Origin of the sequence: Kitasatospora sp. NPDC101801 (assembly GCF_044766665.1) — a bacterium.
Taxonomy (GTDB): domain Bacteria; phylum Actinomycetota; class Actinomycetes; order Streptomycetales; family Streptomycetaceae; genus Kitasatospora.
The window spans coordinates 648,017-670,742 of the sequence record NZ_JBIWML010000001.1 but is presented as its reverse complement, the minus strand read 5'-3'; the positions used below and the strand labels follow the sequence as shown (position 1 = coordinate 670,742).

At 74.3% G+C, this 22,726-nt stretch carries 20 protein-coding genes; 8 read left to right on the top strand and 12 right to left on the bottom strand.

Annotation, left to right across the window (positions count from 1 at the left end; genetic code table 11):
* Positions 1–139: 139 nt before the first annotated feature.
* On the bottom strand, positions 140–1,309 hold the full coding sequence (locus tag ACIRPK_RS03000) for an AAA family ATPase (RefSeq protein WP_403032038.1): 1,170 nt from the start codon (positions 1,307–1,309) through the stop codon (positions 140–142).
* Positions 1,310–1,496: 187 nt separating this feature from the next.
* Positions 1,497–1,679, bottom strand: coding sequence for a hypothetical protein (locus tag ACIRPK_RS02995; protein ID WP_403032036.1), 183 nt, complete (start codon positions 1,677–1,679; stop codon positions 1,497–1,499).
* Between the two features lie 275 nt (positions 1,680–1,954).
* On the opposite strand from ACIRPK_RS02995, the gene ACIRPK_RS02990 reads away from it, so the two are divergent.
* Positions 1,955–2,995 carry a LuxR C-terminal-related transcriptional regulator gene (locus tag ACIRPK_RS02990; protein ID WP_403032034.1) on the top strand — a complete coding sequence of 347 codons (1,041 nt, stop codon included), beginning with the start codon at positions 1,955–1,957 and terminating at the stop codon, positions 2,993–2,995.
* 86 nt (positions 2,996–3,081) lie between these two features.
* Here the strand turns inward: ACIRPK_RS02990 and ACIRPK_RS02985 are convergent, their stop codons facing one another.
* Positions 3,082–5,370, bottom strand: a complete 2,289-nt coding sequence (locus tag ACIRPK_RS02985) for a M9 family metallopeptidase (protein ID WP_403032031.1) — start codon at positions 5,368–5,370, stop codon at positions 3,082–3,084.
* Positions 5,371–5,590: 220 nt separating this feature from the next.
* On the opposite strand from ACIRPK_RS02985, the gene ACIRPK_RS02980 reads away from it, so the two are divergent.
* Positions 5,591–6,127 carry a CchlQ gene (locus ACIRPK_RS02980; protein WP_403032029.1) on the top strand — a complete coding sequence of 179 codons (537 nt, stop codon included), beginning with the start codon at positions 5,591–5,593 and terminating at the stop codon, positions 6,125–6,127.
* 47 nt (positions 6,128–6,174) lie between these two features.
* Positions 6,175–6,705: a GNAT family N-acetyltransferase gene (locus ACIRPK_RS02975; protein WP_403032027.1), complete on the top strand. Its 531-nt coding sequence runs from the start codon at positions 6,175–6,177 to the stop codon at positions 6,703–6,705.
* 37 nt (positions 6,706–6,742) lie between these two features.
* Here the strand turns inward: ACIRPK_RS02975 and ACIRPK_RS02970 are convergent, their stop codons facing one another.
* Genes ACIRPK_RS02970 through pgl form a run of 7 tightly spaced genes read right to left on the bottom strand, consistent with a single transcriptional unit; the run spans position 6,743 to position 13,347 of the window.
* Positions 6,743–7,411 (bottom strand): HAD-IA family hydrolase, encoded by a 669-nt coding sequence (locus ACIRPK_RS02970; RefSeq protein WP_403032024.1) that lies wholly within the window; start codon positions 7,409–7,411, stop codon positions 6,743–6,745.
* A complete protein-coding gene (locus ACIRPK_RS02965) occupies positions 7,408–8,079 on the bottom strand; it encodes a ribulose-phosphate 3-epimerase (RefSeq protein ID WP_403032021.1) in 672 nt (223 codons plus the stop codon). The genes ACIRPK_RS02970 and ACIRPK_RS02965 overlap by 4 nt, the downstream gene beginning before the upstream one ends.
* A gap of 40 nt (positions 8,080–8,119) precedes the next feature.
* On the bottom strand, positions 8,120–9,217 hold the full coding sequence (locus ACIRPK_RS02960) for a DegT/DnrJ/EryC1/StrS family aminotransferase (protein ID WP_403032018.1): 1,098 nt from the start codon (positions 9,215–9,217) through the stop codon (positions 8,120–8,122).
* 35 nt (positions 9,218–9,252) lie between these two features.
* On the bottom strand, positions 9,253–10,428 hold the full coding sequence (locus tag ACIRPK_RS02955) for a dehydrogenase (protein ID WP_403032015.1): 1,176 nt from the start codon (positions 10,426–10,428) through the stop codon (positions 9,253–9,255).
* Positions 10,425–11,558, bottom strand: a complete 1,134-nt coding sequence (locus ACIRPK_RS02950) for a sedoheptulose 7-phosphate cyclase (protein ID WP_403032012.1) — start codon at positions 11,556–11,558, stop codon at positions 10,425–10,427. The genes ACIRPK_RS02955 and ACIRPK_RS02950 overlap by 4 nt, the downstream gene beginning before the upstream one ends.
* Positions 11,555–12,652 carry an ROK family protein gene (locus tag ACIRPK_RS02945; RefSeq protein WP_403032010.1) on the bottom strand — a complete coding sequence of 366 codons (1,098 nt, stop codon included), beginning with the start codon at positions 12,650–12,652 and terminating at the stop codon, positions 11,555–11,557. The genes ACIRPK_RS02950 and ACIRPK_RS02945 overlap by 4 nt, the downstream gene beginning before the upstream one ends.
* Positions 12,649–13,347: a 6-phosphogluconolactonase gene (pgl, locus tag ACIRPK_RS02940; RefSeq protein ID WP_403032008.1), complete on the bottom strand. Its 699-nt coding sequence runs from the start codon at positions 13,345–13,347 to the stop codon at positions 12,649–12,651. Before pgl ends, ACIRPK_RS02945 begins: the two co-directional genes overlap by 4 nt.
* Before the next feature lie 187 nt (positions 13,348–13,534).
* Here pgl and ACIRPK_RS02935 point away from each other — a divergent pair, with 187 nt between their 5' ends.
* Positions 13,535–14,407: an arylamine N-acetyltransferase gene (locus tag ACIRPK_RS02935; RefSeq protein WP_403032005.1), complete on the top strand. Its 873-nt coding sequence runs from the start codon at positions 13,535–13,537 to the stop codon at positions 14,405–14,407.
* 81 nt (positions 14,408–14,488) lie between these two features.
* Here ACIRPK_RS02935 and ACIRPK_RS02930 read toward each other — a convergent pair whose 3' ends face one another.
* Together ACIRPK_RS02930 and ACIRPK_RS02925 are read right to left on the bottom strand one after the other, a co-directional pair.
* Positions 14,489–15,976, bottom strand: coding sequence for a glycoside hydrolase family 3 N-terminal domain-containing protein (locus ACIRPK_RS02930; protein WP_403032002.1), 1,488 nt, complete (start codon positions 15,974–15,976; stop codon positions 14,489–14,491).
* 70 nt (positions 15,977–16,046) lie between these two features.
* On the bottom strand, positions 16,047–17,069 hold the full coding sequence (locus ACIRPK_RS02925) for a ParB/RepB/Spo0J family partition protein (RefSeq protein WP_403031999.1): 1,023 nt from the start codon (positions 17,067–17,069) through the stop codon (positions 16,047–16,049).
* 293 nt (positions 17,070–17,362) lie between these two features.
* Between ACIRPK_RS02925 and ACIRPK_RS02920 the strand changes: the two genes are divergently transcribed.
* The 4 genes from ACIRPK_RS02920 to ACIRPK_RS02905 all read left to right on the top strand — a co-directional run bounded on the left by ACIRPK_RS02920 (position 17,363) and on the right by ACIRPK_RS02905 (position 22,689).
* Positions 17,363–18,415: an LLM class flavin-dependent oxidoreductase gene (locus ACIRPK_RS02920; RefSeq protein WP_403031996.1), complete on the top strand. Its 1,053-nt coding sequence runs from the start codon at positions 17,363–17,365 to the stop codon at positions 18,413–18,415.
* Positions 18,416–18,530: 115 nt separating this feature from the next.
* The gene (locus ACIRPK_RS02915; RefSeq protein ID WP_403031994.1) at positions 18,531–20,969 is read left to right on the top strand and encodes an acyl-CoA dehydrogenase family protein; all 2,439 of its coding nucleotides are present in this window, start codon (positions 18,531–18,533) and stop codon (positions 20,967–20,969) included.
* An 83-nt stretch (positions 20,970–21,052) separates the two neighbouring features.
* The gene (locus tag ACIRPK_RS02910) at positions 21,053–21,310 is read left to right on the top strand and encodes a phosphopantetheine-binding protein (protein WP_403031992.1); all 258 of its coding nucleotides are present in this window, start codon (positions 21,053–21,055) and stop codon (positions 21,308–21,310) included.
* Positions 21,307–22,689, top strand: a complete 1,383-nt coding sequence (locus ACIRPK_RS02905; protein WP_403031989.1) for a condensation domain-containing protein — start codon at positions 21,307–21,309, stop codon at positions 22,687–22,689. The genes ACIRPK_RS02910 and ACIRPK_RS02905 overlap by 4 nt, the downstream gene beginning before the upstream one ends.
* Positions 22,690–22,726: the final 37 nt, after the last annotated feature.

Below are 22,726 nucleotides of genomic sequence, written 5' to 3'. Positions count from 1 at the left end.
AGACGTTAGGCAGCACAGCGGTCCGGGCCAGGCAGTTGGGACCGGCAGCAGAGCGGCGGTTCGGACTCTGCCGCTCGCAGCTGCCAGGATGGTGCGGCCCGGTGGCTCGCAGCGCGGCCGGCGGCCGGCGCGCGCGGGATCAGACCGCGGCGAGCAACCGGACGCCCGGCAGCGGGAGTTCGGCGAGCGCGCGGCGGACCAGGCGCGGCACGGCGAAGCACTCGCCGCCGCCCCCGGGGGTACTGCGGACCAGACCGCGGAGCAGCAGTGCGTGCACGCCCCTGGCCACCTCGGCGGCGGGCCTGCCGACGTAGCCGACGATCTCCTCGAAGGTGCGCGGCCGGCCGCTGCCCGCCAGCAGCCGGAGCAACTGGCCCGGGCCGGGGCCGAGTTCCTCGGTGGCGGTGCGGACCGCGGCGCGCAGGTCGGGGCCGGTGCCGTCGGCGACCGGCGAGCAGGCCACCGCGAGCGGGTCCTCCCGGGCCCACGCGAGCAGCCGGTGCGGCGGGTGGATCAGGCACCAGTCGGCGGCGTGCTCGATCGCGGCGGGCAGTCCGTCCAGCCGCGCGCACAGCTCGGCCACCACGGCCACCTCGCCGGCGGCGAGTTGGTACCCGGGCCGGACCCGGCGGACGTGCGAGAGGAAGAGCTGCACGGCGTCTTGCCGGAGCAGCGCGGCCGGGTCGGCGCCGGGGGCGGGCCGGGGAGCGGCCAGCGGGGCCAGCGGCATCACCCGTTCGCCCGGCAGCCGGAGCGGTTCGGTGGCGGTCGCCAGCACCCGCAGACCCGGGTGCCTGCGCAGGAGTTCGGCGATGCCGGGGTCGCTCGGCGGTGCGCCGTCGAGCACCAGCAGGGCGTCGCCGGGGGCGGGGCGGCCGGTCGCGGTCCAGCAGATCTGCCAGCCGCCGGCCCGCAGTCGCTCGGCGACCTCGGTGGCCAGCCGGCTCTTGCCGACACCGGGGAGCCCGGTGAGCGAGATCAGCCGCTGTCCGCCGGAGCGCAGCAGTTCCAGCAGTGCGCGGACCTCGTCGGCCCGGCCGAGCAGGGTGAACGGGGTGCGCTGGGGAGGGGGTTCGGCGGGCTCGGCCGCCGCGGCGTCCTCGAAGGCCGCTCGTCGGGCGCCCTCCAGGCGCAGGGTGCTGACCAGCAGCCGGACGGTCTCCCGGCGTGGCCGGTGCACCCGGCCGGACTCCAGGTCGCGGACCGCCCGCACGCTCAGCGCGGAGAGGTCGGCCAGTTCCTGCTGGGTCAGTCCGGAGTTCCTGCGGAATTCCCGGAGCAGCCCGGAGAATCGGACGGAAATCATCATCTCGTCCACGGTTTCCGTTCACCACGTCTCTCTGTCCGGAATGATGTGTCCTGCGGGTCCGGCGGTAATGGCGAGGCGCTGGTGGTGGCCCGCTGCCGCCGCTCGGGCGGGGTGTCCCGAGCCGTGCTCCGCCGCCGGGGCCGCCCGGGTGGGGTGGCCGTCCGACGTGGTCCGACTCCGGTGCGGGTCAGCCCCAGCCCAGGTCAGCGGAGGTCGGGCTGGGCGAGGGCAGCGCGGTGACGGCGGGGGTCTGGGTGCCGCCGTCGGCGGTCGTGCCGGCGGCGGCCGAGCCCGCCGTCAGGGTCGCGGCAAGGGCGGTGACGGTGGCGGCGACGAATACGGCGGCGGTGGTGAGAATCTTGCGGTCCATGGTTTTCCCCTCCAGAATCCGGGTGCTCTCCGGGTTTTCCCGACACCTTGAGTCTGCCGCGACCGGGAATGGCGGGTAAGGCCCCCCAAGGGGTCGTGAGTACGCCATGACGCAGACACGAGGGGTCCATACCTGACATAGTCGGACAGAGAGTGTCGGATGTGGTTGCGATGTGAAGGAACCGAGGGTGCGGTCAGGTGCTGGCGTGCCCGCCGGGCGATACGATTGCGGACGCTTTCCTCGCATGTACATTCGATCGGGATGGGACTGTGGTCTTGGGCTCCGTAGCGCCTGGCATCTCCTCGTTACTGGACCAACTCGGCCAGGAGGAACTGGAGTTGTTCCAGTACGTGGTCGAGCGGCAGCAGGTGGACGGCGACGAGCTACGGGCCGGCCCGGCCGGCCCGGGCCGGGTCGACCGGCTGCTGGACCTCGGGCTGCTGAAGCGCTCGGCCACCCGTCCGGGGATGGTGGTGGCGGGCCTGCCGAAGGCGGTGGCGAGCGAGCTGCTGGCGCCGGCCCTGCTGGAGATCGAGGAGCGCCACCGGGCGGTCGAGGCGACCAGGGAGCGGCTGACGGTCTTTCAGAACATCTACGAGCAGGCCAGGTTCACCCCGGGTGACGCGGGCGGTGTGCAGCGGCTGACCGACCTGGACGTGGTCCGGGCGACCATCACCGAGCTGGCCGACCGGGCCGAGCACGAGATCCTCACCTCGCAGCCGGGCGGTGCCCGCCGGGACGACGTGCTCAAGGAGTCGCTGGAGAAGACCGAACGGGTGCTGAGACGCGGCGTGCGGATGCGCACGCTCTACCAGCACACCGCCCAGTTCAGCACCGTGACGGTGGAGTACGTCGACCACGTGTCCCGGATCGGTGCCGAGATCCGCACCCTGGGCGACGGCTTCATGCGGATGCTGGCGTTCGACCAGTCGGCCGCCGTGATCGCGATGCGGGACAGCGACGCCGGCTGCCTGCTGCTCAGCGACCCGAGCCTGGTGGACTTCGCCATCGGCGCGTTCGAGCGGGCCTGGACCAGTGCCACGCCCTTCCCGGAGAACTACAGCCAGGAGCGGGTGCTGGCGATCTCCGAGGACATGAAGCTGTCCATCGTCCGGTTGCTGGTCCAGGGCCTGGAGGACCGGGCGATCGCCCGCCGGATGGGCATGTCGCTGCGCACCTGCCAGCGGCACGTCTCCGACATCATGGACAAGCTCGGCGCCCGCAGCAGACTGCACGCGGGCTTCCTGATCAGCGAGTTGGGCGTCGACCTGAACCCCACCGGCACGCTCGGTGCCCCGGTCCGCTCCGCCGAGTGACCCGGCGCCGGGGCCCGGCACGACACAGCCCCGCGGGCCGGTGACCGGCCCGCGGGGCTGCTGGACTGCTCTGCCGGTACTGCCCGTCAGTAGCGGGTGGTGACCGTGGTGCCGGTGAAGCCCTGCTGGGCGTACAGGCTGAAGTAGACCCAGCCGGACGGCGGGTTGCTGATGGTCAGCGTCTCGCCGTTGCCGCCGTTGGTGGACTTCTGCAGGTACGAACCGGTGGTGGCCCAGCTGCCGCCGTTGTAGTAGAGGTCGGCGTTGCCGGTGCCGCCGGCGGTGGTGATGGTCAGGCTCTGCACGCCGGCGGGCAGGTACAGGAAGCTGTAGCTGTAGTTGCCGGTGGCGGCGTTGGCGTTGTCGCGGCGGCAGTTCTTGTCGAACTGCCGGATGTCGGCGCCGGTGCACAGCGGGGCCTGGACCGGCGGCAGGGTGCCGCAGTTGCCGGTGCCGCAGGCGGTCAGCCAGGTGGCGAAGTCGGCGTCGTAGCGGGTGCCGATGGTGGAGGTGAGCAGAGTGCGGGCGGCCGCCCAGTTGCCGGCCCGGTAGTGGCCGAGCAGGGCGGTGACGTCCTGCGGGTGCGACTGGAGCAGGTAACGGACCGCCAGGTAGCCCCAGTTGTAGATCCGGGTGGAGTCCGCGTTGTCGTAGGTGGTGTCGAACAGCTCGCTCAGCTTGTAGGTGTGCAGGGCGGCCTGGGCGATCGCGTCGTCGTAGCGGACGTTGCGGTAGCTGTAGGACACGTACTCGGCGACCCCCTCGACCCACATGATGGTGGGGGTGGCGACGCCCGCGTCGAAGTCGCCGAGCATGTTGTAGCGGCCGTCGAGGTAGTGGGTGTACTCGTGGTTCAGGTTCCAGATCGAGAACGTCGGGCGCAGCCAGCTGGCCTCGTGGGCGATGAACCGGGCCTGGTTGCCGGCCTTGGCCGGGTCGCCCTCCAGGTACATGCCGCCGTTGTCGACCTCGATGTCGTAGATCGACCAGGCGTAGAGGCTGTAGTCGTAGTAGGCGTCGAAGACCACCACCTCCAGGGCGGTGTTGAGGTCACCCGCGACCGGGCCGTTGTCCTTGACCAGACCGTGGAAGAAGGCGTCCTGGTTGGCCAGGCTGGTGCAGGTGTCGGCCAGCTCGGTGGCGGTCATCTGCTGGGCGCGGATCCGCAGGCTCGGGCTACAGGTGTGGTTGACCGTCAGGACCAGCGGGATCAGCCGGGTGGGCAGGTCGCAGAGGCCGTAGTAGGAGCAGTTGCCGGTGTCGCGCTTCTCGGCGAACCAGGCCAGGTTCATGGTGAGCGGGCCGGTCGCGCCGACCAGCGGGTAGCGGTTGACCAGGTCCTTGACCAACGGCCGGGCCTGCGCCTTGAGTTCGGGGACGGCGAGCAGGCCGCCGAGCTGGATGCCGATGTCGGTGGCCAGGTCGCCACCGTTGATCATCGAGCTGTTCCGGGTGACGAAGCCCGACATCGCGCCGGCGAAGCTGCTGTCGGCCGCCAGCGCGGCGACGAAGGCGGGCAGCTCGGTGCCGCGCTCGATCACCGTCTTGGTGTTGGCCACCGCGTCGCGCATCGCGCCGGTCCAGCTGCTGGTGTAGGTGTTCAGCAGGCCCTTGACCACGCCGGTGTAGCGGGCGTTCTCCCGGGCGCTGTCGATCAGGGTGACGGCCTCGGCCAGCGTCTCGCCGTTGGCCTGGGTGACGTCCTTGGAGCGCGGGGCGGCGAAGAACGCGTCCAGACCGCCGCGGATCGCGCTCTGCAGCGGGGAGTTGTAGGTCCCGACGACGTCCGGGTACTTCCACTGCACGTAGTAACCCGCGCGCAGGAAGAGCACCAGCTGGCCGGCCGAGCCGGAGTTGGTGCCGTTGTAGGAGGCGGCGCTGTCCCGGAGGGCGTTGGCGACGGTCACCATCTGGGCCTCGCGGAAGGTGCCCTGGGCGGGGGTGCCGGTGAGGTCGAACAGCGAGTTCGCGCAGTCCAGGCTCGCGGCCTTGACCTGCTGGACCAGGACGCTGCCGGTGCTGGTGGTGAAGTTGCAGGCGGCGGCGACCGGGTCGGCGGCGGCCGGGGCGGAGCGCAGCTGCTTGGACTGCTTCGCCGCCGCGGCGGGCAGGGTGGCGGCGGCCTTCGGCGCGTCGGCGGCCTCGGTCGCGGCGCCCGGGGTCGGGCGGCCGTCCTTCGGCACCTCGGCGGACTTGGGTACGGGGACGGCCCGGGTCGAGGGCTGGCCGGTGGGCGCGGCCGGGCCGTTGCCGGTGGCGGGGGCGCCGCTCGCGGCCCGGCTCTGCGGGGCGAAGAAGCCGAGGGTGAGCAGGAACGCGAACGCGAGGGTGAGCAGACGGCCCAACTGGGCCAGGGGTATCCGGGAGGGTCGCACGGTGGGGGCCTCCGGGCCGTTTCGGTGGCCGCGTGCTTGGGGGCGCGACCGCTTGATGTGTGACATGTAAAATGGCACACATCACACTGCCTACGAAAGGGTCCGGCGGATATCAACTGCGCATCGGCCGGGCCAAGGTCCGGTGACGGCCCGTCAGGGGCTGGTGCTACGGTGCCAGCACCGTCGGCAGGCAGGGGGAGCGCGGGTGGAGTGGGGGACGTTGGTCGCGACGCTGGGCGGCGCCGTGATCGCGATATCCGGCACGGTGCTGGCCGACCGGCTGCGGAACCGGCACGAGGTGGACCGGGGGCTCGACGCCCGGCGGCGGGAGGTGTACACCGCCTTCATCGCCGCCGCGGGCACCGCGCACACCCAGCTGGTGAAGCTCGCCCAGGCGACCGCCGCCGATCCCGGTCCGGCCGAGTCGGCCAGCCGGGCCGCGCTGGTCGACTCCGGGGTCTACGACGCCCGCGAGCGGCTGTACATCGACGCGAGCGAGACCGTGGCCGGTGCCGGGCAGCGGATGTTCCAGCAACTGCGGGCGCTGCGCCGGGTGGTGGGCGGCGGCGCGCCCCAGTCCTCGACCGCCTTCCACGAGGCGTACCACCCCTACATCGAGGCGGTCTGGGCCTACCGGGTCGCGGTCCGGGCGGAGCTGGAGGGCGACGCGCTCACCCCGGCGGTCTTCGGCTGGTCGGCCTGGGACGGCCGGGAGCGCTGCCCGGTCTGCCGCACCGCGCCCGTCCCGGCCGCCTGAGCCCGGCCGATTACCGGATCGCACCGGCGGTCCGGGAGGATGGGAGCATGACCGAGATTCGCACGCCCCGCCTGCTGCTCCGCCGCTGGACCGAGTACGACCTCGCGCCGATGGCCGAGATCAACGCGGACCCCGAGGTCATGCAGTGGATCGGCGACGGCTCCGTGCTCGACCTGGAGCAGACGGCGGAGGCGATCGAGCGCTGGGAGGACGGCTGGGACGAGGAGGGCTTCGGCCTGTTCGCCGTCGAGCTGCTCAGCTCGGGCGAGCTGGCGGGCTTCGCCGGGCTCTCGGTGCCGTACTTCCTGCCCGAGGTGCTCCCCGCCGTGGAGATCGGCTGGCGCCTCGGCCGTCAGTTCTGGGGCCAGGGGTACGCCTCCGAGGCCGCCCACGCCGCGCTCGAGTTCGCCCTGGAGGACCGCGGCCTGGACCGCGTCATCAGCATCGCCAGGACGGGTAACGACGCCTCGGAGAACGTGATGCGCAAGCTCGGCATGGAGCTCGACCACGAGACCACCGACCCGGCCACCGGCAACCGGCTGAGCGTCCACTCGATCGACCTGACCCAGTACGTCTGACCCCCGGTCGCCGGGGCCGGGGGTCAGACGTACCCGGTCAGCTGGTCCGGGCGCGGGCGGCCAGGGCGGTGGGGAGCTCGGCGAGGCGGTCCAGGACGTGGTGGGCCTCGCCGAGGGCGGGGGCCCGGTGGGTGGTGGTGAGCGCGACGACGAACATGCCGGCCCGGCGGCCGGCCGTGACACCGGCCGGGGCGTCCTCGATCACCACGCAGTCGGCGGGTTCGGCCCCGAGGGCGCGGGCGGCGGCGAGGTAGCCCTCCGGGTCGGGCTTTCCCTCGGCGACGTGGTCGGCCGCGACCAGGACGGCTGGCACCGGGAGACCGGCGCTGCGCAGTCGGCCGGTCATCAGCCGGCTGGGGCCGGAGGTGACGGCGGCCCAGCGGTCCGCCGGGAGCGCGGCGAGCAGTTCGGTGGCGCCGGGGACCGGGCTGAGCAGGTCGCCGCCGGCCGCCTCCAGCACCTGGATCCGGGCCATGACGGCGGGGACGTCCGCTGCGGCGAAGAACATCGGCACGACCTCGGCGTCCCGGCGGCCGTGGCAGACCGCGAGGATGGCGTCCGCGTCGGCACCGAACTCGGCCGCCACCTGCCGCCAGACGTCGGTGATCAGCCGGCTCGAGTCGACCAGCGTGCCGTCGATGTCGAACAGCAGGTACGGGCCCGGCGGGTACGGGCCGGTCCCGACGGGCGCCGGCCGGGCCGTCATCGGGTGCCCGCCGCGGCCGTGGCCAGCGAGCGGAGCGCGGCCGCCACACCGGCCGGATCCCGGAACAGGGCCGAGGCGACCACCAGCCGGTCGGCGCCCGCGGCCCGCAGCTCGGCGGCGCGCTCGGCCGTCACCCCGCCGTCGGCGGCGATCCGGATGTGGTCGAGGCCGCGGGCGTCCAGCTCGGTGCGCAGCCGCCGGATCTTGTCCACGGTGTAGGGCAGGAAGTCGCTGGTGCCGGGATTGACCGCCATCACGACGACCTGTTCGACGAGGTGGGCCACCTCCTCGACGGCCGAGAGCGGGGTGCCGGGGTTGAGCGCCAGGCCCGCCGCGACGCCGGAGCGCTCCAGCTCGCGCAGCACCCGGCCGATGTGCGGGGTGCCTTCGACGTGCACGGTCACCAGGTCGACGCCGGCTCCGGCCAGGCCCTCGACGTACGCCTCGGGGCGGGCCACCTGGAGGTGCGCGTCGAGCCGGCCGGCGAAGGACTTGCGGATCGAGGCGACCGCCTTGAGGCCGAAGCTGATGTCCGGGACGAAGACGCCGTCCATCACGTCGAGATGGAGCAGCTCGGCGCCGGCCGCGGCGACGTCGGCGACGGCCCGGCCGTACTCCAGCGGGTCGGCGCCGAACAGGCCGGGGACGATGGTGGTCGGAGCGCTCATGGGAGGGCCTCTCGGTGCGGGGGAAGGGGTGGGGCGGTGGTCAGGACCGGCCGACGACGGACAGCAGGGTGTCGGCCACCAGGTCGACGTCGGCGGGCGTCATCTCCGGACGCAGCGGCAGGCAGAGCGCGTTCTCCGCGAGGAAGTCGGCGTTCGGGTAGTCGGCGGGGTCGAAGTCGTGGGCGGCGAACGCGGGCTGACGGGCGATCGGGACCGGGTAGCGCACGACCGCGTCGACTCCCGCCGCCCGCAGCGCGGCCAGGGTGGCGTCCCGGTCGGGGACGACGACCTGGTACATGTGGAAGACGTGCCCGGGGCCGGCGTCGGGCACCCGGACGGCACTGCCGGCCAGGGCCCGGGTGTAGCGCCCGGCGAGCTCGCGGCGGGCCAGGTTCCACGCGTCGAGGCGGGGCAGCTTGTGCTCCAGCACCAGCGCCTGGACGGAGTCCATCCGGCTGCTGTAGCCGGCCTCCAGGTGGTGGTTCTGTTCGAGCTGGCCGAGCCCGCGCAGCGAGCGCAGCCGGTCGGCCAGCTCCGGCCGGCCGGTCACCGCGGCACCCGCGTCGCCGGCCGCGCCCAGGGTCTTGGACGGGTGGAAGCTGAAGCAGCCGACGTCACCGAAGGTGCCGACCTGACGGCCCTGCCACCGGGCGCCGACCGCCTGGGCGCAGTCCTCGACCAGGGCCAGGCCGTGCCGCTCGGTCAGTGTGGTGATCCGGTCCATGTCCAGCACCTGGCCGAACATGTGCACCGCGATCACTCCCCGGGTGCGGGGCGTGATCGCCGCCTCCAGCCGGTCCAGGTCCATCATGTAGTCGGTGTCCGTGCAGTCGACCAGCACCGGGACGGCGCCGACCCGGACGATCGCCAGCACGGTGGAGTGGAAGGTGTTGGCGACGGTGACGACCTCGTCGCCCGGTCCGATGCCCAGCGCGTGCAGGGCGAGGACCAGGGCGTCGGTGCCGGAGTTGAGGCCGATCGCGGTGTCGGCCCCGACCTGGGCGGCGAAGGAGCGCTCGAACCGCTCGACCGGCTTGCCGAGGATGTAGTCGCCGGAGAGCAGCAGTTCGGAGATCCGACCGGTCAGTGCGGCGAGGTCGTCGAACTGGGCCGGGTAGCCGTAGCGCGGGACCAGCATGGTGTCCTCCGTGAGGTGTTCGGGGGGGTCGGGTCTCAGCACCCGGGGGGCAGCTCGGCCACGGTGGTGACCAGGTCGGGTTCGCGGCCTGGGCCGGCCGGCAGGGTGGGGTCGACGAGCACCTTGAGGTGTTCGCCGCGGACCTCCGTGCCGTCCGGGCCGGTGCCGAGCAGGCGCCGTCCGGGCCGGTCGGCGGCCATCGAGCGCAGCACCGGCCCGGCCGACTCCAGCGGGACCACGTGGCTGAGCACCCGGCCGAACCGCCGGGGGTGTTCGACCAGCAGGTCCTGGGCCCGCCGCAGGTGGTCGGCCGAGGTGCCGCGGTGCCCGGTCAGCCGGACCAGGCCGCCCGACGGCAGCCGGACCGGCAGGGCGGTGGCCGGTGACGAGCCGCAGATGTTGGCCCGCCGCACCGAGTTGAGGTCGAGGCCGCCGGTCAGCTCGTGCGTGCCGCCGGTGCCGAATCCGCCGAACAGGTCGACCGCACCCTCGTCCCCGAGTGCGGTCAGCGCCTGCCTGAGCGCAGCTCCGGCCGCCTCCCGCGGCAGGCAGACGAAGGCCGCGCCGAGGCCGGCGGCGGGGGGTCCGGTGCTGAGCCGGGTGTCGGCCAGCACCTCGCGTCGGCGCAGCCAGGCCAACCGCTCAGGTCGGCCGTGGACCAACGTCATCGCGGTGCCGCGCAGTTCGCCGACCAGGGCGGCCAGCACCGCGGTGGTCCCGCTGCCCCACACCGCGGCGCGGCCGGCCGGCCCGCAGGTGTCCAGCAGGTCCCAGCCGTAGAGGACGGCGCCCAGCGGCTCGACCAGGGCGGCCAGGTCGGCGGCGAGGTCCGGCCGGGCGGGCACCAGCCCGCGCAGCACCGGGTCGGCGGCGGTGGCGAGTTCCCCGCTGCCGGGTGCCGGGTACCGGCGGCGCAGGACGCCGTCGTGCGAGTGGCCGAGGATGTGGTCCTGGTCGTCCGGGTCGACCGGGTTGAACAGCACCCGGTGGACGCCGGCGGGCGTCCGGTACTCCGCCAGCCCCTCGTGGCCGAGCACGGCGGCGCCGTCCGGCCGGACGCCGCGTTGGATCTGCAGGTCGGTGCCGCAGATGCCGACCCGCAGGATCCGCAGTGCCCGGTCGGCCGGGCGGTGCGGGACGGGGTCGGCGCCGAGCCGCAGGCCGCCGTCGGCGGTGCGCAGCCAGGCCAGGTGGTCGGTGTCGGTGTTCACCGGGTGATTCCCTCCGCTTCGACCAGCCGGTCCAGGGTCCGCACCGCGCGCCGCAGGTCGGCCGCGGTCAACGCGTCGGCGAAGACGCACTTGCCGATCCCGGCCGGCAGCGGGACGTGCTGCCGGCCGTCGCGGTGCCGGGTGGACTCGGTGAGCGCCTCCCAGAGGAAGTCGGGCTCGCCCAGCGCGTGCCGGACCGGCAGCCCGGTGCGGTGCAGCAGCCGCAGCACCCGGCGGGCGTCGACCTCGGCCAACAGGCCCTGGTCCACCGCGATGGCGCAGCAGAGCGCCATGTCGAGGGCGACCGCCTCGCCGTGCAGCATGCCGGGCTGGGCCGCCATCTCGACCGCCGGGCCGAAGGTGTGGCCGAAGTCGACCGCCCGGCGCAGGTCCTGCTCCCAGAGGTTGGGTTCGAGGTGCGCCAGCATCGCGGTGATCGCCCGCCGCATCACCTCCCGCCCGGCCGGTCCGGCCAGCCGGCCGGTCACCAGCTCCTCGGCGTCCGCGTCGAGCAGGTCGAAGAGCACGGCGTCGTCGATCACCGCCATCTTGACGATCTCGGCCATGCCGTTGCGGATGTGACGCAGGCTCAGGGTGCTCAGGAAGGAGCGGTCGAGCAGCGTGTCGGCGGCCGGGTGGTAGCTGCCGAGGCGGTTCTTCTGGCCCTGGGCGTTCACCGCGGTCTTGGCGCCGACCGCCGCGTCGACCATCCCCACCAGGGTGGTGGGGACCCGGACGAAGGGTGTGCCGCGCCGGTACAGGCTGGCGGCCAGCCCGACCAGGTCGGTGAGCACGCCGCCGCCGACCGCCACGATCGGGTCCCGGCGGGCCAGGCCGACCTGGTCGGCCTCGCGCACCACCTGCTCCAACGTGGCGACGGTCTTGGTCCGTTCGCCGCCGGGCAGGGCCAGCAGGTGCGGGACGGCCTGCCGGGCGGCGAAGTACGCGCGCAACCGGGCGCCGTGGAGTTCGAGCACCCGCTGGTCGACCACCACCAGGCGGCGGGCCCCCGGCTCCAGCCGGGCCGCCCTGGCCAGGGCCCGGTCGCCGGGCGCCAGCAGCCCCGGCGCCTCGGCGACCCGGTAGGAGACGTCCAGCCGGGCGTGGACCGTCCATTCCCCAACGCTCATGGTGAGTGTACTCTTTCGTTCGGAATTCCCCGGGCGTGGACTCCCGCGCCGCGCAGGGCGGTCAGCCCGTCCGGGCGACCGCGGACGATCCGGCCGGTGAAGTAGTCCCGGTCCCGGTCCGCGATGCCGTACGGCCCGGGTTGGGCGAGGTTGCGCAGCAGGCTGTCCAGGTAGACGTCCCCGAGGCCGTCGACCACGCCGCCGGTGAGCACGGTGAGTCCGACCTCGGGGTCGAGGGTGGCCTGCGCCAGCAGCACCCGGGCGAGCGGCAGCGTCACCGCGTCGAGCACCCGGAGGGCGCCGGGATGGCCGGCGGCGGCCCGGTCGGTGAAGGCGGCCACCGGATCCGTGCCGGGTCCGGTCCGGCCGCCCCAGGTTTCGGCGGGCAGGCTGCGCAGGAAGCGGCCGATTCCGGCGCCGGAGGCGAGGGCCGCCACGTGGTCGGGCGCACCGCAGTCGCAGTGGGCCGCCACCGGCCGTCCCTCCCAGGTGAGTTGGGCGGGCAGGTGGCCGATCTCACCCTGCAGTCCGTGGTGCGGGTCGAGCGGGACGTGGCCGGTGGCCAGGTCGATGGTGCGGTAGGCGATCCCGGTGCTGACCGTCAGTGCGGCGGCCTTGCCGTGCCGGGGCAGGGCGGTGTCCACGAGCAGCGCGTAGGCGAGCGCGGACACGTCGTTGACCACCGACCAGCGCAGGCCGGGCCGGCGCGTCGCGAGTTCGGCGGCCGGCCACCAGGAGGTGCTGGCGCTGCCGAACAGCGGCGCGCTGCCCAGGACTTCGCCGGTCAGGCCGTTCATCGCGGCCCCCAGCGAGACGGCGCAGAGCGGGGCGCCGCCGATGGCGGCCAGGCCGGGCGCGAGGGCGTCCGCGGTCCGGACCAGCCAGTCGGTGATCCGGTGCTGGAGCCCGGTGACCGACCCGGGGTGGGTCGTGACGGTGAGGGCCGGGTCGCGGCGCTGCGCGACGACGGTGCCGTCGGCCGTCAGCACACCGGCCCGGAACCAGGTGCCGCCGAGGTCGAGGACCAGCACCGGCCGCCGGCTGCGCCGTGCGGCCTCGGCGGAGAAGCCCTGCGATGCGGTCGGTGCCGTCACCGGCCCGGGCCGGCGGCTTCGGCGTCCAGGAGCAGGAGACCGTCGGTCCCGAGGAAGGTCCGGGCGGCGAGGGTGTCGGCGGTGGCGTCGACGAGCTTCGCCACCGCCTCGGTCTTGCCCGCGCCGGTGGCCATCACGATCCGGACGCCCGCGCCGCTGAGCGCGGGCAGGGTCTGGGTCATCCGCAGCGCCCCGTCCACCGTGCTGGTCAGCGCGACGCCGGACGGGTCCGCCGGGTCGTGGCGGTCGGCGAACAGCGAGGCCAGATGGCCGTCCGGGCCGAGCTGGAGCAGCACCACGTCCGCGCTGCCGGTGGGGGTGAGCGAGGCGAGCAGCTTCGCGTACCCGGCCGCGGCGGCGGCCGGGTCGTCGGTGCGGACCGGCATCGGGTGACGGCGCTCCTGCGGCACGCCCGCCGGGTCGAGCAGCGTCTCGCAGATCATCCGCCAGTTGGAGCCGGTCTCGGCCTCGGGAAGCACCCGGTCGTCGGTCTGGACGACGTGGACCGACCGCCACGGCAGGTCGTGGGTCGCCAGCAGTCGGTAGGCCTCGGTCGGGGTGTTCCCCCCGGTGAGCGCCAGGACGCATTCGCCGCGCTCGGCCACCCGCCGGCGGACGGCGTCGGAGACCGTGTCCGCGGTCCGGACGGCCACCGCCGCGGCGGTTGGAAGCTGCTGCGAAAGAAGGGAACTCAAGGCAATACTCCCGGTGTTGGCCGTGCCATTCATCAAACGGCAACGACCCTACTGACCGCATCGTTGTCCGGCCATGGAGACCGGGGCGGGCCATTGAACAGCGGGACGGTGAGCCCGGCGGACGGCACGGCGTTCTCGCACGTCAGGCTCTGTCGAACAGCTCTGACGGATTGTTAGGGTGCCGGTCATGTCGACCACGAGCATCACCGGATATCTCCAACGACTGGGCCTCGGCCAGGAATTGGAGCCAACTCTCGATAATCTGCGGCGGCTGCACCGCGCCCATGTGGAGCGAATTCCCTACGAGACGCTGGATTTCCAGCTGGGACGCCCGGTGGGGCTCGACCCGGCGGAATCGGTCGACCGTATCGCGCGGCGGGGCCGGGGCGGCTACTGCTTCCAACTGAACGGCGCGTTCCGCCTGCTGCTGGCGGAGTTGGGCTACCGGGTGACGATGCACCGGGTCGGCGTGCAGGGGACGGGCGATCAGGAGCCGGTGGGCGTCAACGGGAACCATCTGGCGCTGACCGTGGCCGGGCTGCCGACGCCGGAGGTGCCGGCCGGCCACTGGCTGGTGGACGTCGGGCTGGGCTTCGCCTTCCACGAGCCGCTGCCGCTGCAGGCAGGGACGACCGTGCAGGGCCCGTTCGGGTACCGGCTGGCGTCCTCCTCGGCCGAGCCGGGCGCCTGGCGGCTGGAGCACCACCCGGTGCGGGGGTTCGTCGGGGCCGACATCTCCACCCGGGCGGCCGGGATCGAGGAGTTCGCGGCCGAGCACGTGCGGCTCTCCACCGCACCGGAGTCCGAGTTCGTCCGGCTGGCCCGGGTGCAGCGCCGGGACGCCCTCGGCACCGATCTGCTGCTCGGCCGGGTGCTCACCCGGATCACGGCCGAGGGTGAGCGGCGACGTGAACTGGCCGACGCCGACGAGTGGTTCGGCGCCCTGCGGGAGGTCTTCGGGCTGCCGCTCGACGAGCTGGACGCGGCCGAGCGCCGACGGCTGTGGGAGACCGTCGACGCGGCGCACCTGGCCTGGTCGGCGGCCTCCGGGTCGGTCTGACGATTCGCGTCGGACCAGGCCAGGGCGCCCGGAGCGGGCGTGCCGGGCGGGCCGGACCCGGCGGGAGTCGTCAGACCGACCCTAGGCCAGGCCGGGCAGGTCGCGCGGAGCACCGGCCCAGCGGCGGCCGAGCAGCAGCTCGGCCGCCGCCACCGCGTTCACCAGGCCGGCGCCGTAGGTCTTGAGCACGGTGGTCCCGGCCGGGACCGGCAGGTCGCGGTAGCCCATGTCGACCAGGACGGCGTCCGGCCGGTCGGCCAGCAGCGCGGCGACCACCGCCTCCTGCCAGGGGTCGGCGTACTCGGTGCGGGCCACCACGGCCAGCGGGACGCCGTCCGGCACGGCGAGCGAGCCGGCGGCGGTGCCGGGCTCCACCAGCACCGAACCGGCCGGCGCGCCCAGCCGCTCCAGGGCGTCGACCAAGCCCCAGGGGACGGTGCCGCAGGAGATGCCGGGCTCCGGGCGCAGCTCGACGACGAACCGTTCCCCCGGCCGGGGCGCGGCCCCGCGGACCGCGAGGGCCCGGCGGGCGGCGGTCAGCCCGACCTCGGCGAGGTCGTCGTCGGGCGGGACGGGGGAGCCGGTGAGCTCGCGCAGCCGGGCCACCCGGTCGGCCGCCTCCTCCAGCCGGGCGAGCGAGAGGACTCCGTCGGCCACGGCCCGCCGGGCGGACTCCCGGATCTCGGCGCAGATCTGCTCGCCGTCCTGCGGCCCGATGATCATCAGGTCGACGCCGGCGGCCCAGGCACGGACGGCGGCGCCGCCGAAGCCCAGGGTGCCCCGGGCCGACCGCATGTCCAGCGAGTCGCTGATCACCACGCCGTCGAACGCCAGCTCCCCGCGCAGGATGTCGGTGACGAACCGTCGGCTGAAGGTCGCCGGGGCTTCGTCGATCGCCGGGACGGCCACGTGTCCGGTCATCACCGCCTGGACGCCGGCCGCGACGGCGGCGGCGAACGGGACCAGGTCACGGGCCCGGAACCGGTCCTCCGGGGTGGGCACGACGGGCAGTTCGAAGTGCGAGTCGACCCGGGTCGAGCCCAGGCCGGGGAAGTGCTTGGCGGTCGCGGCGACGCCGTGGCGCTGCACGCCTTCGACGAAGGCGCGGGCGTGCGCGGCGACCCGGGCCGGGTCCGCGCCGAAGGAGCGGGTGCCGAAGACCGGCAGGTCGGTACCGGGGCAGATCTCCAGGCAGGGGGCGAGGTTGACCGAGATGCCGGCCTCGATCAGGTCGGCGGCCACGGCGGCGCCCACCCGCCCGGTCAGCTCCACGTCGTCCACCACGCCGAGGGCGAGCGCGCCGGGGTAGTTGCTGCCCCGGTGGTACTCGGCGCGGGTGATGTCGCCGCCCTCCTCGTCCAGGGCGATGACCAGGTCGGAGCGGTGCGCCCGCAGCGGCCCGGTGACCAGCTCGCGCAGCCGGCCGTCGAGCAGGCCCAGGTTGGCGCCGTAGAGCACGATGCCGGCCAGCCCGTCGTCGATCTCGCGCTTGAGCCAGTCGGCGGGGGTGGCCCCGCCGTAGGCGGGCAGCAGGCAGGAGTTGACCAGGGTCGACAGGTGGTCAGGCACGTTTCCTCAGCTGGGTGTTCGGGCACCGGTGACCGTCCGGCACCGGTGCGGAGTGCGGGCTGCGCAGGGCTCAGGCCGACGCGCGATGACGTTGTTCGAGCTCCTTGGCGAACTCCCGCCAGGCTTCGCTGCACCGCTGGGCGAGATCGGCGACGGTGCCGACGGCGTGGTTGGGCACGTGCTCGACCAGGGTGGTCCACTCCTCCGGCTCGATGGCGTGGCCGCCCAGCCAGCGGAGCACCTGCCGGCCGCTCTCGGTGAAGCGCAGCGAGGGGTCGGCCATCAGGATCCGCAGGATGGCCGCGACGTCGCGCTGTACGGGCGGCGCCGCCGGGGCACCGTAGCGGCTGCCGTGCCGGACGACGTTGGCCGTGTCCTCGGGGCCGCGCTGCTCGGGCACGCTGCGCGGGCGCTGCGGCGGCACCGGGTCCTCGCCGCGCAGCACCCGGGCGCGCACATCCGAGGCGGTGCCCAGGGAGATGCCGGCCTCGCGGGCGATCTGACGCAGCGGAGCCTGCGGGTTGGCCCTGACCAGCTCACCCGCGGAGCGGCGTCCCTCGGCGGTGCTGAGCGGGCGGCGGCGGCCGTCGCGGCCGATCCGGCTGTGCACCCCGGGCACCTCGCCGGTGGTCTCGGCCCGCAGCGCGGCGACCGCCTTCGCGGCCAGCCCGGTGGTCCCGGCGATGGCCCGGTCGGACCACTGGGGGTGCGAGCGCAGGATCCGCGCGGTGGCGGCGCGACGGTCGGCGAGCGAGAGCGGCAGGCCGTGGGCGGTGTTGAGCTGTACGGCCAGCAGGAAGAGTTCGCTCTCGTCACCGTCGACGTACCGGATGTCGATCCGGTCGGCGCCGCGCTGGACGGCCGCGTGCACCCGGTGCATGCCGTCGACGACCCGCATGGTCGCGCGGTCGACGACGATGGGCGGCAGGTCGGCCTCGGACTGGGCCAGGGTCCGGATGTGGTCCGGGTCCTCGCGCTGGAGGCGGGGCGAGTCCGCGGAGCGCAGCACGGCGATGGGGACGGACTCGACCAGGGAGCCGCGGAGGCCGTCCGGGTCCGGCCGGGACAGGGCCGGTTCGGGCCATCCTTCCATGACTGTCTCCCCCTGTGGTTCGGCGGTGCGGGCACGACCGGGGGGTGGTACGGCTCGGCGTCGCCTGGACACACCCCGTGATCAAGCCCGTCGAAAGTAACAGCGGCGTGACTTCCATGTCTAGACCAATACTTTCGGGTGTCGGCACGTCAGGCATGGTGCTGGAAGCCTGCCCTGGGCGATAGTTGACGGAGTGTCTGGTGGCGATGGGGCCAAAGTGTGTGCGGACGGTGACGGTCCGGCCCGCCGATCCGGACCCGTGCCGACCCATCCGACGAGAGCAGGAGCCGCCTGTGACACCCGACTTCGAGGTCTACGCCACGGCCCGGACGGCCCGCCCCGGTGAGCCGCACGGACTCGCCGCCCTGCGCGAGATCTCCCGCGCCGCCGAGGCACACGGCGTCACCGGTCTGCTGGCCTTCTACAACCACCGCAACCCGGACCCGTGGCTGGTCGCCTCGGCCGTGCTCGGCTGCACCGACCGGCTGGTGCCGCTGGTGGCCGCCCAGCCTTACGCCGCACCGCCGTTCACCGTCGCGCAGCTGATCCACACGCTCACCACGCTGTACGGTCGTCGGGTCGACCTCAACCTCATCACCGGCGCCACCGGGGCCGAGCTCCGGCAGGTCGGCGAGACCGCCGACGGCGAGGAGCGCTACCGGCGCGCGGCGGAGTACGTCACCGTGGTCCGGCGGTTGCTGACCGAGGAGGGCCCGGTCGCCTTCGCCGGCGACCACTACCGCTACGAGGGCCTGCGGATGAACACCCCGCTCGCCCCCGAACTGCTGCCCCGGGTCTTCCTGGCCGGCTCCTCGCCCGCCGCCCTGGCCACCGCCCGCACGGTCGCCGACGTGGCGATCACCCACCCCGAGCCGGTGGACCGGTTCGCCGAGGACTACGCGCGGGCGCTGGCCGGCGGCCCGAGGATCGGCATCCGGGTGGGCCTGCTGGCCCGGCCGACCGCCGCCGAGGCGTGGGCCGTCGCCCGGGAGACCTACCGCGAGACCCGGGCCTCCCGGCTGACCACCGCCGCGCGCCGGACCCAGGGCTCGGACTGGAGCCGCCGGTTGGCCGTCCTGGCCACCGAGGGTGACGTGTACGACGACGTGTACTGGACCGGCGCGTACCGCAGCGACAAGGGCACCCTCCCGCTGCTGGTGGGCAGTTACCGGGAGGTCGCCGACTACGTCGCCCGCTACCACCGGGCCGGCGCCCGGGTCTTGGTGCTCGGCAACGCCGGTACCGCCGAGGACTTCCGGCACGCCGGGGCGGTCTTCGCCGAGCTCGGCGGCGGCTCCGCCGCGGCGATGTTCGACCGCTCCCGGGCCGCAGTCGAACGCCGCTGAGCCTGTGTATCTTCGTCCGGGCCGCGCGGACCGCGTGGGCCGGACACACCGGGCCTCCCCCCCCGCCGGGCCGACCGGACGTGGTCGGCCGAGACCGTGAGGAATCCAGAAGCCCATGAAGGCGACCACCCTGGTCGAGCAGTACGGCAGTCCGCTCTACGTCTACGACCTCGACCGGGCCGACCGGGCCGTCGCCGCGCTGCGCGACCAACTGCCGGTCGGCGCAACGCTGTTCTACTCGCTCAAGGCCAACCCGCACCCCGAGGTGGTGCGCGCCCTGCGAGCGGTCGGCTGCCGCGCCGAGGTCAGCTCGACCGGTGAACTGGAGGCCGCGCTGCTGGCCGGCCACTCCGGCGCCGACTGCCTCTACACCGGCCCCGGGAAGACCACGGCCGAACTCGACCACGCGCTGCGCCGCGAAGTCACCCTGTTCTCCGCCGAGTCGCTCGGCGACCTGCGCCGGATCGGCGCGGCGGCAGCCCGGCACGGTGTGACCGCCCGCTGTCTGCTGCGGGTCAACGGCACCACCGGGGCGGGTGCCGCGGGGCTGCGGATGACCGGCACCGCCTCGCAGTTCGGCTTCGACCTGGAGGCCGCCGCCGACTGGACCGGGCGGGTCACCGAGGTCGAGCACGTCGAGCCGGTCGGCCTGCACCTGTTCGCCCTGACCAACGCCGGCGACGAGGAGAGCCTAGTCGGCGAGCTGTCCGCCAGCGTGCGGACCGCGGCGCTGCTGCGCGACGAGTACGGCCTCCCGGTCCGGCTGCTCGACCTCGGCGGTGGCTTCGCGCACCCGTACGCGGTGCCCGGGGAGCGCCCCGACTACCCCCGGCTGCGGGCGGCCCTGGAGCAGGAGCTCGACCTGCACTTCCCCGAACGGCACACCGGCGGGGTCGAGGTCGCCTTCGAGTCCGGCCGCCATCTCGCGGGATCCTGCGGGCAGTTGCTCACCACCGTCACCGACGTGAAGGAGAGCAAGGGGCGCACCTTCGTGGTGCTGGACGCCGGGGTCAACACGCTCGGCGGGCTGGCCGGGCTGCGCCGGCTGCCGCCGGTCCGGGCCCGGGTCGTGACGCCCGACGGCGCCGCCGAACCGTCGGCGGAGGCCCGGAAACTGACCCTGGTCGGGCCGCTCTGCACCCCGAGCGACACCCTGGCGCACGACACCGAGATGCCGTGCCCCGAGCCCGGCGACCTGCTGGCCGTCCCCAACACCGGGGCGTACGGGCTGAGTGCGAGCCTGCTCGGGTTCCTCTCCAGGCCCGCGCCCGCCGAGATCGCCGTCCGGGGCGGCCGGGTGGTCTCCGCCACCGCCCTGGAGCTGCGCCGCGGCACCGTCCGGGCGGTGTCCGCCCGCACCCCGGCCGAGCGCGCCCGCGCCGTCCTGCCGGTGCTCGCCGAGCACGCCGCCGACGTGGACGCGCGGGCCCGCTTCCCGGTCGAGTCGCTGGCCGCGCTGCGCGGCAGCGGTCTGATGGGGCTGCTCGTCCCGGCCGACCGGGGCGGTCTCGGCGGCGGGCTCGCCGACCTGGTCGAGGTGGCCCAGATCCTGGCCTCGGGCTGTCTCTCCAGCGCGATGATCTGGGCGATGCACTGTCAGCAGGTCGACGCCCTGGTCGAGTTCGGCACCGGTGAGCTGCTCGACGACCTGCTGCCCCGGATCGCGGCCGGCGCGGTCTACCTCGGCTCCGTCACCTCCGAGCGGCAGACCGGCGGGCACCTGCTGACCAGCGCCGCGCCGCTGCGGCCGGGCGCCGACGGCCTGCTGCTGGAACGGGACGCCCCGATCGTCACCGGCGGCACGGTGGCGGACGGCTTCCTGGTCACCATGCGGGACTCCGAGGCGGCCTCGCCCCGCGAGGTCACCCTGGTGTACGTCGAGCGCGACCGGCTCGACGTCCAGGTCAGCGGCGACTGGAACCCGCTCGGCATGCGGGGCACCCACAGCGTCGCACTGCGGCTGTCCGGGCCGGTGGCCGAGCACCAGATCGTCGGCACCCGGGGCGAGTTCGCCGGGGTCGCCACCGGCAGCCTGATCCCGCTCGGCCACCTCGGCTGGGCGGCCTGCTGGCTCGGGGCGGCCCGGGCCGCCTTTGCCGGGCTGGTCTCGGTGCTCCGCTCCCCGAGGCGGCCGGCCTCCCTCGACCTCTCCTCCGACCTGGTCGCCGAGCGGATCGCCAGGATCCGGATGGACCTCGAACTGGTCGGCGCCTACCTGCGCCGGACCGAGCAGGAGGTCTCCGACCTGCGGGCCGGGGGAGACGACCTGACCAGGCCCCCGGTGCAGATCCACCTCAACACCCTCAAGGTGACCGCCGCCGACCTCTGTCACCAGGTGGCGGACCGGTGCGTGCAGCTGGCCGGCCTCGGGCTCGGCTACCGGGCGGACTCGCCGATCCCGCTGGAGCGCCATCTGCGCGACCTGCGCTCGGCCGCGCTCAACTACGCCAACGACCGCCTGCTGACCGCGACCGGAACGCTCTGCCTGGTCGACCGCGCGGTCGGCCTGCTCGGCGACGCGCCGCCGGCGGACCGGGCGACGCCGGCCGGCTGACCGGCGCCCGGCCACCCGCAGCACAGCCGCAACCGGCGCCGTACCGGGCGGCCGGGCCATCACGACCGAACTGGAGCACCACCGTGCAGACCGACTGGACACCGGAGTTCGAGCACGTCCTCCGCGAGTACCTCCCGTTGCTGGCACCCGGTCAGCAGCTGCTGCCCGAGGCGCAGTTGACGGCACTGGGCCTGGACTCGCTCTCCACCGTGCAACTGCTGATCGGACTGGAGGACGCCCTGGCGGTGACCATCCCGGACGCGATGCTGACCCCGGAGAACTTCGCCACACCCGCCGCGCTCTCCGCCGCGCTGGGCACCCTCACGGACGGCCGGTCGTGAGCGCGCCGGCCGCGCCGGTCCGGCTGCGCCCGATCCGGGTCGGCGGCGAGCGGACCGGCACCGCGCCGCTGACCTGGGCGCAGCGGGTGCAGTGGAACGACACCGAGTGGATGAAGCCGCTCGACCACCACTTCAACCACCTCAAGGTGCTCGACCTGCCGGACGGCTGCGAGGAGTCCTCGGTCGCTTTGGTGCTCGGGGCGGTGGTGAACCGGCACGAGAGCCTGCGCACCCGCTACCCGCTGGACCGGGACGGGGCCCCGGTCCAGCTGCTCGCCGCCACCGAGTCGCTCCCGCTGGAGATCCACCGGACCTCGGGGCCTGCGGCCGAGGTGGACCGCGAGGCTGCGGGGCTGGCCGCCGAGCTGCGCGGCCGCCGGTTCGATCTCGCCGCCGAACTCCCGGTACGGGCAGCCCTGTTGGAGCACCTGGGCCGGCCCATCCGACTGGTCCTGGTGGTCTCCCACGTGACCCTGGACTACGCGGGCCTGGTGCTGCTGTCCGAGGAGCTGGAGGCGTTGCTGTCGGGCCGCGCCACCCCGGACGGGCAACCGCCGGTCCGCCACCAGCACTTCGACCAGGCACGGGCCGAGACCGAGCCGCCGGGCCTGCAGCGGTCGGCGGCGGCGCTCGACCACTGGGAGGAGGTGCTGCGGGCGGCCCCGGCCACCATCTTCGACCCGCCCGCCGGGGGCCTGCTGCCGCTCGACCATCCGGACCGGTTCGGCCAGGTGACCATGGTCTCGCCGGCGCTGGCGCTGGCCACCGGCACGCTGGCCGCCCGGCTCGGGACGAGCAGCACCACCGTGCTGATGGCCGCGCTCAACACCGTGCTCGGCACCGTCACCGGGCGGGACGAGGTGCCGCTGCGGCTGATCGCCTCCAACCGGGGCTTCCCCGCACTGCGCGACCTGGTGGGCATCGCGCTCGGCAGCTGCGTCACGCTGGTGAGGACGTCCGGCCGCTCCTTTCCGGAGGTGGTCCGCGACACCGCGCACGCCGCGATGCGGGCCTACCGCCGGGCGCAGTGCGACCCGGTGGCGCTGGCCGCCAGGAAGGCCCAGGTGAGTGCCGAGCGCGGGGTACCGGAGATCGAGCTCTCCTGCGGCTTCAACGACCTGCGCCCGCCGCGGACCGGGACCGGCACCGCCGAGCAGGTCCTCGCCCTGCTGCCGAGGACCGAGATCGCCTGGGACGGTCCGAAGCCGCGCCAGGAGGCCCGGCTCTGGTACTGGGCCCAGGACCAGGACGGTGCGGACGTGCACCACGCCCTGGTCGACCTCGGCCACCTCCCCAGGGAGCGGACCGAGGAGCTGCTGCGGGCGGTCGAACGGGTGGTGGTGGACGCCGTGTTGGAGAGCCCGGCGGCCGACCGGTAGGACTGCGGCACAGAACAGTGGGGCCCTGGACCGGATC